Origin of the sequence: Amycolatopsis sp. NPDC059657 (assembly GCF_042734395.1) — a bacterium.
Lineage (GTDB): Bacteria > Actinomycetota > Actinomycetes > Mycobacteriales > Pseudonocardiaceae > Amycolatopsis.
The window spans coordinates 1-10004 of record NZ_JBHWEB010000205.1 but is presented as its reverse complement, the minus strand read 5'-3'; the positions used below and the strand labels follow the sequence as shown (position 1 = coordinate 10004).

The window sequence follows — 10004 nt, the reverse complement described above, 5'->3', positions numbered from 1 at the left end:
GTGGTACGGCCGGTTCTAACCGGCCGTACCACTCACGACCCTGGCTGCTTGACGCCCGGGGCGGGCCCCTGCGCGTTGCCCGCCAAGCCGTAGCGGCCCGAAGCACCTTCGAGCTGCTCGCGCAGGGCGAGCACGGTCGTGATGCGACCGGCCGAGGTGTCGACGTTGTCCACAGTGGACAGGATCGAGGTGGCCGAAGTGTCGGCGCGCACCACGCCGAGTGCGCCGGTTCCCTCGGCGGAACCCGGGGTTCCCGCGAGCACCGTGCCCGCGCCGGAACGGTCGAGCTGCGTCGCGAAGCGGGCGATGGTCGAGGCCTTGTCGCCCGCGCCGTCACCGGTCGCCTGAGCACCGACAAGCACGACCGCCAGCTGGGCAGGCTTCACATCGCCCGCCTTCACGAAGCCGCCATCGGTCAGCCCGCTCAGAGCCGCGGTCAGCTCCTCCGGCGACGACTGCGGCTTCGCGCTGTCCTTGTTCAGCTGCAGTACCGACCCGAGCAAGGCACCCGCCAAAGTCCCGGAGTCAGGCGCCGTCGGGAACTGCACACCGGCGGGCTGCAGACGGGTGACGATCTGGCGGAGCTGGTCCGATTTGGACGGATCCGAGAACGCCGCGGTCAGCTGGACCTCGCCGGTGACCGAAGCGCCCGACTGGCCGATGAGCTGCTTGAGCGCGTCGCGGTCGGCGGGCTTGGCGTCCTCTGTGGTCACCAGCACGACCGAGCGCTTGTCCAGCAGGCCCGCGACGATGCGCGCGCCCTGGGAGCCCGCGAAGGCGTCCGCGTCGGTGAGGCGGGCGTTCAGGGCGTTGCGCTGGCCTTCCAGATCGGAGACCTGCTTGGCGAGGTCGTCCTTCTGGTTCGACAGGCCGGACATCAGCGAGCCGTTCAGCGCGGTGGAGCCGAGCACGACCCCGACGGCGAGCGCCAGGAAGCAGGCGGCGATGGAAACGACGTGGTACCGCAGAGAAATCACGTGAAAAGCCCCTTGACCCAGCTTGTGAACGAGTTCCAGGTGTCGCGCACCCAGTCGAGATAGACCGAACCGACGTCGGAGACGAGCAGCGCGGCGACGACCACCACGATGGCGGCGAGCACCAGCAGCACGATGGCGCCGATCGAGACCCGGCTGCGGTGCAGCGTGGCCACCGCCTTGCCGTCGACGAGCTTGGTGCCCAGCTTCAGCCTGGTCAGGAAGGTGGACGGATTCGAGCCGGACCGGCCCTGGTCCAGGAACTCGCGCAGGGTGGCCTGGAAGCCGACCGTGACGACGAGCGACGCGTCGTGCGCGTCCGCCAGCAGCAGCGCGAGGTCTTCGGGGTTGCCGGACGCGGGGAAGGTGACCGCGCCGATGCCGAGGTCCTGGATGCGCTCCAGGCCGGGCGCGTGCCCGTCGGGCTGCGCGGGCACGACGACCTCCGAGCCGACACGCAGCGTGTCCGCGCCGATGCCCTGCGGGTCGCCGACAATGATGTCCGGCCGGTAGCCCTGCGCGCGCAGCGTGTCCGCGCCGGCGTCGACGCCGATCAGCACCGGGCGGTGCTCGGAGATGTACTTCTTGAGCTTCTTCAGGTCCTCGGCGTGGCCGTTGCCCGGCGCGACCACGAGCACGTGGCGCTCCTTGAGCGGCACCCGCAGCTCGGGCACGCCGACGCCGTCGAGTATCAGCGTGCGCTCACGGCGCAGGAATTCGATGGTGTTCGCGGAAAAGGCCTCGAGCTGGGTGGACATCCCGGCTTTCGCCTCGATCATCAGATCGGCGATGCTTTCCGCTGTCTGCTCGAAACCCTTGGCGACCTCACGGTCGCCGACATAGACGACGCCTTCGTGCACGCGCAGTTTCGTGCCGTCCTTGACCCGGCGCAGCAACTCGCTGCCGACCGAGTCGATCAGCGGAATACCGGCCGCGAGCAGGATTTCCGGCCCGAGATTGGGAAACCGCCCGGAAATCGACGGCGACGCGTTGACCACGGCCGCGACCTCGGCGTCGACGAGCGAGTCGGCCGTCGACCGGTCCAGGTCGATCTGGTCGAGCACGACGATGTCACCGGCCCCGATGCGGCGAAGCAGCTCGCGGGTGCGGCGATCGACACGGGCCACTCCGGTGACCCCGGGCAGCGTTTCGGAGTTACGGGCGAGCAGACCGGTGAGCTTCATGCTTCTGATGGTGACAAAGTGACACGCGAGAACGCGTCCGCCACGCCGAAGCGGCCACGGACAATTACCCGTGACCCTTAACGCTCTTGATCAGGCTATTTACCACGTTTTCCCGCGGTGGCGCCTTTCTTCTTACCCGTACGGGTGGGTGATTCCTTCCACGACTCCGGCACGGCCTTGTCGGCTTCGGCGACCGCGAGCAGTTCCTCCGCGTGCGCACGACCCGTTTCGGTGCTTTCCATGCCGGCGAGCATGCGCGCGAGTTCGATCACCCGCTCCGACTGCTCCAGCACGCGCACCCCGCTGCGGGTGATCCCGCCCGAGGTGCCCTTGTCCACCACGAGGTGCTGATCGGCGAACGCGGCCACCTGCGGGAGGTGCGTGACGACCAGGACCTGGTGACTGCGCGCGAGCCGCGCCAGCCGACGGCCGATCTCGACGGCCGCCCGGCCACCGACCCCGGCGTCGACCTCGTCGAACACCAGCGTCGGCGTGGTGTCGGCGTGCGCGAGCACGACCTCGATCGCCAGCATGACGCGCGAGAGCTCACCACCGGACGCCGCCTTGTGCACCGGCAGCGACGGCGCGCCGTTGTGCGCGCGCAGCAGCAGCTCGACGTCGTCGACGCCGTCCGCGCCCGCGTGCACCATCGTGTCGAAGACCTTGAGCGCGTACGGGTCATTGGCCTCGGCGGGCCGCCGGTGCACGGTGACCTCGATCTCGGCCTGCCCCATCGCCAGCCCGGCCATCTCCGAGGTGATCGCCTCGGCCAGCTCGGTGGCGGCCAGCGCACGCGCTGCCGACAGCGTCGACGCGTGCTCGGCCAGCTCCACGGCCAGCTCGTCGCGGCGGTCGGCGAGCGCGGCGAGCGCCTCCTCCGAGGTATCCATTGTGGACAGCCGCGCACGGGCGTCCTCGGCCCATGCCAGCACCCCGTCGACGTCGGCCGCGTACTTACGCGTCAGGCGCTTGAGGTCACCCTGGCGGGCGAGCACCTTCTCCAGCAGCGCCGGGTCGGCGTCGAGCGAATCCAGGTACCCGGTGAGCTCCGTGCCGACGTCGGACAGCAGCACGGCCGCCTCGGCGAGCCGTGGCTCCATGTCACGCAGGATCGGATCTTCGGACGTGCTGACGCGACGCCTCGCCTCGGCGATCAGCGCGAGCGCGCTCACCACGTCCGGGTCGCCCTCGGCGGCTCCGGAAACGGCGGCCTGTGCGCCCGAGGCGGACTCGCGCAGCTCGTCGACCGCGGCCATCCGCTTGATCTTCTCGGTGAGCTCGGTGTCCTCGCCCGGTTCCGGGTTGACCGCCTCGATCTCGCTGAGGCCGAGCTTGAGCATGTCGGCCTGCTGCGCGAGCTCACGCGACCGGCTGGTGCGCTCGTTGAGCTCGTTGACGACCGCCAGCCAGTCCTCGCGGACCTCGCGGTACGCGGCGAGCGGATCCGCGACGGCGACCCCGGCGAACCGGTCGATCACGTCACGCTGCTCGGACGGGCGCAGCAGCCGCAGCTGGTCGTTCTGCCCGTGCACCGCGAGCAGCTGCTCCGACAGGTCGGACAGCACCCCGACCGGCACGGACCGCCCGCCGAGATGGGCGCGCGAGCGCCCGTCGGCGGCGACCGAGCGCAGCGCGATCACGCTGCCGTCCTCGTCGATGTCGGCGCCGGAGTCGGCGACGATCTCCTTGGCCCCGTCGGCCCCGACCAGGATGAACCGGCCCTCGACGGTGGCCTTGTTCGTGCCGACGCGCACTTTCGACGCCTCGGCACGGCCCCCGGAGAGCAGGTGGAGCCCGGTCACGACCATGGTCTTCCCAGCGCCTGTCTCACCGGTGACCACGGTGAAGCCCGGGTGAAACTCCAGCAGGGCGTCCTCGATCACTCCGAGGCCCTGGATGCGCATCTCGGCAAGCACGGGCACCACCGTAGTCGCCCGCCCATCGGCTTCGCGCAGCACAGGGGGCCTTTCGGCGCCGAAACCGCGATAAAGCGCGGTGAACGGCGCATTCAAACACTTGTTCTATTCGGTGCCCCGGGCGTGTCGCTCGCGCCAGCTCTTCACGGGCAATGCGAACTTCTGCACCAGCCGGTCGGTGAACGGCCCGTCCCACAGCCGCACCAGTCGCACCGGAACCTGGCCGCTGACCACCCGGATCCGGGTGCCGGCGGGCAGGTCGAAGTGCCGCGAGCCGTCACAGGTGAGCACCGCGGTCGACCCGTCGGGGTCGATACCGACGGTGATCTCGGAGTCCTTGGACACCACCAGCGGGCGCGCGAACATGGCGTGCGCGTTGCTCGGCACGACCAGCAGCGCCTGCACGTCCGGCCAGATGATCGGGCCGCCCGCGGAGAACGCGTACGCGGTCGAGCCGGTCGGGGTCGCGCACAGCACGCCGTCGCAGCCGAACGCGGACACGGGCCTGCCGTCGACCTCGATCAGCGCGTCCAGCACGCGGTCACGGCTGCTCTTCTCGACGCTCGCCTCGTTCAGCGCCCAGGTCTCGGCGATGACCTCGCCGTCGCAGGTGGCGGTGACGTCGATGGTCATCCGCTCTTCGACGCGGTAGTTGCGCTCGACCACGCGCTGCATGGTGTCTTCGAGCTTGTCGAAGTCCGCCTCGGCCAGGAACCCGACGCGCCCGAGGTTCACCCCGAGCACCGGCACCCCGTGCGGGCGGGCCAGCTCGGCCGCACGCAGCAGCGTCCCGTCGCCGCCGAGCACGAACACGAGCTCGGTGCCCTCCGCCGGGTCCTCCTCGGGCGCGACGACCAGGCACGGCGAGCCGAGGCCCTGGTTCGGCTCGATGAGGTCGCGGACCTCCTTGTCGAGCACTCGCAGCCGGATACCCGCCTTGGAGAACTTCGCGGACACCTCGCGCGCGGCGGAACGGGTGGTGTCGTAGTCGGGGTGCACGACGAGCAGCACTTCACGGTCGGCGTTCACTGCGGGCCCTCCAGGACGGCCTTCCGCACCTGTGCCTCGATCTCCACGGTGTCCACAGTGGAGGTCTCCGGGTCCTGGCGCAACCAGATGAAGTATTCGACGTTGCCGGACGGTCCCGGCAACGGGCTTGCGGTGACTCCTCGGAAGCCGAGTCCGAGCTTCGCGGCCTCGGCCAGCACGCTGAGCACGGTCTCGACCCGCAGTTCCGGATCGCGAACCACACCCCCGCTGCCGAGGCGTTCCTTGCCGATCTCGAACTGCGGCTTGACCATCGGCACCAGGTCGGCGCCGGGTTTCGCGCACGCGGCCAGCGCGGGCAGCACGAGTTTGAGCGAGATGAACGAGAGATCGCCGACGACCAGGTCGACCTGCCCACCGAGGTCCTCGGGCGTCACACTCCGGACATTGGTCTTGTCCATGACGACGACACGCTCGTCGGTGCGCAGCCGCCAGTCGAGCAGGCCGCGGCCGACGTCGGCGGCGATCACGGTGGCCGCGCCGTTGCGCAGCAGCACATCGGTGAAGCCGCCGGTGGACGCGCCTGCGTCGAGGCAGCGCTTGCCCTCGACCGTGAGTCCTTCGAAAGCCTCGAGAGCGCCGAGCAGCTTGTGCGCGCCGCGCGAGGCCCATCCGGGGTCGTCCTCGTCGCGCACCACGATGGGCGCGTCGGACTCCACGCCGGTGGCGGGTTTGCTCGCGACCATGCCGCGCACGGTCACCTTGCCGCCGGTGATGAGCGCGGAGGCCTGTTCGCGTGAGCGGGCGAGACCGCGCCGGACGAGTTCCGCGTCGAGGCGGGCCCTGCGGGGCATGGGCTCAGACCTTGTCGATGCTGGACAGCGCGACGGTGAGCTCGGTGTGCACGGCGTCGAACCGCTCGACGTGCACGGACAGCGGCAGCCTGTCCAGCTCGTCGAGCGCGCTCACGGCTTCGTCGATGCCGGCACGCGGGTCCGTGTCCTGAGGCTCTGTCTGGTCCGCTTCGACCGGCCGGGACGGCGGTGGTCCCGGCATCGGCCGCGGGTACGGCGTGTGTTGCGGATGCACCCCGCCACGCTAGCCGATACCGAGTTCGGCCAGCGCCCGGCTGGCCGATTGCCCGTCGGCGCGGACACCGGTGACACCCGATTCCCAAGCCGCGTGGCACAGCGCGCGCAGCAGGTCGAGCGCGTCACCGTCACCGGACACGACCAGCTCGTCGCGGATGTCGACCGTCCACGTCTCGCTGGGGCCGACCTCGAGCGTCGTGGCCGATTCGCGGAGCCCGGTGAGGTCCCGCGCGATGAACTGCGGCCGTTCCTCGGGAATGGCCGTGACCAGAGTGGCCGGTGTGGCGACCCCGCCGAGCACGCACAGCACCGGTATCCGGGCCGCGTTGGCGCCCGCGATGTCCGTGTCGAGCCGATCCCCGACGACGAGCGGCCGCTCAGCGCCCTCGGCCGCGGCCAGGAACTGCCCAGGCTGCGGCTTCCCGGCGACGAGCGGCTCGGCGTCGGTGGCCGATCGCACGGCGGCGACCATCGAGCCGTTGCCGAGCAGCAGTCCACGTTCACTCGGCAGCGTCTTGTCCACGTTGGTGGCGACCCAGAGCGCACCCGCGCGGATGGCGAGCGTGGCCTCGGAAAGGATCCGCCAGCCGTTGTCGGGGGAATGCCCCTGCACCACGGCCTTGACGTCGTCGCCCGCCTGCCTGACCGGGACGAGGCCCGCTTTCTCGACCTCGTCCGCCAGCGACTCGGCACCGACGACGAGCACGTGTGTCCCGGCGGGCACGCGCTCCTTGAGCAGCGCGACACCCGCCTGCGCACTGGTGCTGACCTCATCGGCCTCGGCGGCGATGCCGAGCTCACCGAGGTGCTCGACAACGGCTTCCGGAGCCTTCGAGGCGTTGTTCGTGACGAACCGGACGGCCGCGCCCTGAGCGCGGATGTCGGCGATCACCTCAACGGCACCCTCGATCACCTGCGCGCCGTGGTACACGGTGCCGTCCAAGTCGAACAGCACCGCGTCGTACCCGGCGAGCAGAGCGTCACTCACTGCCGAGCTCCGCTGCCCGCTCGGCGGCATCGGTCTCGTCTTCCTCATCGGCCTCGGCGGCGTTGAGGAACCACTTGAGCGCGTCTTCCTTGCGCCCGGCCGCCGCGAGATTGTCGGCGTAGGCGTAGAAGAGGCGAGCACTCCACGGGTCCCGCTTGGACGGGACCAGGTCGTCCGTCTGCAGCGCGACCACGGCGGCGTCCAGCTGCCCGAGGTCACGGCGCGCGCCGGCTGCGACGATCCGCAGCTCGACCTGGACATCCTTCGGCAGCGAGTCGGTGTTGACCTCCTTGGCGAGGTCGAGCGCCCGCTCGGGACGGCCCATGGCCCGCTCGGAGTCCGCGATGACGGCGATGTGCACATCGCTACGCGTCATCCGCCGCACCGCACGCAGCTCCGAGAGCGCCTCGGACCAGTTCCCGGCTTGATAAGCGACCAGGCCGAGCGCCTCGCGGACGACCGGCACGCGGGAGGCCTTCGCCTTGGCGTACTTGACGTGCTCGAGCGCCTTCTCGGGGTCGGTGTCCATCAGGCCACCGGCGGCCACCAGGTGCTTGCCGACGGTCTCCGCGAGCGCCTTGGGCAGCGTGCGGAGGTCCTGGCGGATCTCGTCGTCGAGGTCCGAGAACTCGATGCCCTCGGGCAGCTCAGGGGCCTGCAGGAGTTCCCTGGCGAGCTCGGCGTCGTCCTTCGGGCCCGGCGGACGCGAGGAGTGCTTGGACCGCATCTCGTCGCGGTTGCCGCGGGCCGGACGGTCGTCCTTGCGCTCGAAGCGGGGCTTGCTGTCGCCGCTCGGCCGGTCGGACCGGTCCTTGTTGTAGGCGGGACGGTCGTCCTTGTTGTAGCTGGGACGGCTGTCCTTGTTGTACGACGGCCGGTCTTTGTTGTAGGCCGGGCGATCGTCCTTGTTGTAGCTCGGGCGGTCAGCGCGGTCTTTGTTGTAGCTGGGCCGGTCGTCACGGTCTTTGTTGTACGACGGGCGGTCGCCCCGGTCCTTGTTGTACGAAGGCCGGTCGTCCTTGTTGTAGGACGGGCGATCCGAGCGGTCCTTGTTGTAGCTGGGCCGGTCGTCACGGTTGTAGCTCGGGCGGTCGCCGCGGTCCTTGTTGTAGGACGGGCGGTCATCCCGGTTGTACGACGGCCGGTCGGACCGGTCCTTGTTGTACGACGGGCGATCCCCGCGGTCCTTGTTGTACGAGGGCCGGTCGCTGTCGCGGTTGCCCTGGTACCCGCCGCCGCTGCTGGGGCGGTCGGACCGGTTCCCCTGGTAACCACCGCTGCTGGGACGACGGTCGTCGGACCGGCTGTCCCGGTTGAACCCACCGGAACGACGGTCATCCGAACGCTTGTCATCGCGGTTGAAGCCACCGGAGCGCTTGTCGTCCCGGTTGCCCTGGTAGCCACCGCTGCTGCTCGGGCGGTCGGACCGGTTGCCCTGGTAACCACCGCTAGGCCGGTCGTCCGACCGGTTCCCCTGGTAGCCGCCGGCCGACCGACGGTCATCACGGTTGCCCTGGTACCCGCCGCCGGAGCGGTTGCCCTGGTAGCCGCCGGTGGGCCGGTCAGACCGGTCCTTGTTGTAGCCACCGGTCGGCCGGTCGGAACGGTCCTTGTTGTAACCACCGGAGGGCCGGTCGGAACGGTCCTTGTTGTAACCACCGGTCGGCCGGTCGGAACGATCTTTGTTGTAGCCACCGGTCGGCCGGTCGGAACGGTCCTTGTTGTAACCACCGGAGGGCCGGTCGGAACGATCTTTGTTGTAGCCACCGGAGGGCCGGTCGGAACGGTCCTTGTTGTAACCACCGGAGGGCCGGTCAGAGCGGTCCTTGTTGTAGCCGCCACCGGTCGGACGGCCGTCCGGCCGGTTCCCCTGGTAGCCACCACCGGACCGCTGTCCCCGGTCACCAGAGGGCCCACCGTCACGGCTGCCGCCGCCGGCCCGGTTGCCCTGGTAGCCACCGCCACCGGCACCCCGGTCACCTCGGTCATCGCGGCGCGGACGGCCCTGATAGCCACCGTCCCGTCCACCACGGTCTTGCCTGGCGCCGCCCCGCGGGCCGCCTACGCTCTTCCCACGAGGGGTGGCGTCGCGACGAGCCGACCGGCCTGACGCCGCCTCATCCTCTGAGTCACGTCGACCGAACTCGGACACTTGGGGCCTCCTGCCACCGAAAAAACACTCACTATGAACATACGAAGAAGGTCCGCCACTGCGGACAATCGGCAATTCTAACGGACCGCACTCAGCTCAAATGCGGCGGAGCCCCCACCCGCCGATTAAGTGACCCACCCGACAAAAACAGCCCCTCACCTCGAAAACCCCAACCCCATAAAGCCGCCCCACCCCACTCCCAAACGAGAGAGGAACCGCCCAACCAGTCCACGACCGGCAAACACCCGAACACGGAGAGCAACCCGCGCAGTCAGGACCCGTACCCGAGCAGTCGTCTCGCGTACCCGAGCAGTCGGTGCGCGTACCCGAGCAGTCGGTGCGCGTGCCTGGGGAGTCGGCACGCGTACCGGAACGGACGGCTCGCGTGCACAGCCGGACGACACTCGTGCATGGGGAGCAAGTTGGCGTGCGTGGCGAGCAAGTTGGCGTGCGTGGCGAGCAGGTTGGCGTGCGCGGGGAGCGAGTTGATCTTCGGGTGGTGGCTTGCTCGCTGTGTACGCGTGTCCGCGTTCCCTGCACGCGTGTCCGCGGTCTGTGTACGCGTGTCCGCGGTTCCCGCACAAGCCCCAGCCCGGCACCGCCCGGTGGGGTGGGCTGTTTTGGGGTATGAAAAAGGCCCGAGGTTCGGGAGAACATTGCTGTTCTCGACCGAGACCTCGGGCCTCTTCCAACGTAAGTTCGGCGGCGTCCT

General features: G+C 69.8%; 8 protein-coding genes. All 8 read right to left on the bottom strand.

The genetic code is table 11. The annotated features are described in order from the left end of the window. Positions 1-32 precede the first annotated feature (32 nt). Positions 33-977, bottom strand: coding sequence for a copper transporter (locus tag ACFV15_RS46655; protein ID WP_378359761.1), 945 nt, complete (start codon positions 975-977; stop codon positions 33-35). Next, positions 974-2158 carry a putative cytokinetic ring protein SteA gene (gene steA, locus ACFV15_RS46650; RefSeq protein WP_378359759.1) on the bottom strand — a complete coding sequence of 395 codons (1185 nt, stop codon included), beginning with the start codon at positions 2156-2158 and terminating at the stop codon, positions 974-976. The genes ACFV15_RS46655 and steA overlap by 4 nt, the downstream gene beginning before the upstream one ends. A gap of 95 nt (positions 2159-2253) precedes the next feature. Beyond that, positions 2254-4074: a DNA repair protein RecN gene (gene recN, locus ACFV15_RS46645; RefSeq protein ID WP_378359757.1), complete on the bottom strand. Its 1821-nt coding sequence runs from the start codon at positions 4072-4074 to the stop codon at positions 2254-2256. 105 nt (positions 4075-4179) lie between these two features. After that, positions 4180-5103 carry an NAD kinase gene (locus ACFV15_RS46640; protein ID WP_378359755.1) on the bottom strand — a complete coding sequence of 308 codons (924 nt, stop codon included), beginning with the start codon at positions 5101-5103 and terminating at the stop codon, positions 4180-4182. Beyond that, positions 5100-5915, bottom strand: coding sequence for a TlyA family RNA methyltransferase (locus ACFV15_RS46635; RefSeq protein WP_378359753.1), 816 nt, complete (start codon positions 5913-5915; stop codon positions 5100-5102). Before ACFV15_RS46635 ends, ACFV15_RS46640 begins: the two co-directional genes overlap by 4 nt. Before the next feature lie 4 nt (positions 5916-5919). Continuing rightward, on the bottom strand, positions 5920-6117 hold the full coding sequence (locus ACFV15_RS46630; RefSeq protein ID WP_378359762.1) for a hypothetical protein: 198 nt from the start codon (positions 6115-6117) through the stop codon (positions 5920-5922). Between the two features lie 42 nt (positions 6118-6159). Continuing rightward, entirely contained in the window at positions 6160-7140 is a 981-nt protein-coding gene (locus tag ACFV15_RS46625; RefSeq protein ID WP_378359751.1) for an HAD-IIA family hydrolase, read from the bottom strand. Continuing rightward, positions 7133-9292: a hypothetical protein gene (locus ACFV15_RS46620; RefSeq protein WP_378359749.1), complete on the bottom strand. Its 2160-nt coding sequence runs from the start codon at positions 9290-9292 to the stop codon at positions 7133-7135. Before ACFV15_RS46620 ends, ACFV15_RS46625 begins: the two co-directional genes overlap by 8 nt. Positions 9293-10004 lie beyond the last annotated feature (712 nt).

Excerpts from the sequence above, each read along its gene's own strand:
- steA (WP_378359759.1), bottom strand. The coding sequence starts at position 2,158 with ATGAAGCTCACCGGTCTGCTCGCCCGTAACTCCGAAACGCTGCCCGGG.
- ACFV15_RS46635 (WP_378359753.1), bottom strand. The coding sequence starts at position 5,915 with ATGCCCCGCAGGGCCCGCCTCGACGCGGAACTCGTCCGGCGCGGTCTC.
- ACFV15_RS46630 (WP_378359762.1), bottom strand. The coding sequence starts at position 6,117 with ATGCCGGGACCACCGCCGTCCCGGCCGGTCGAAGCGGACCAGACAGAG.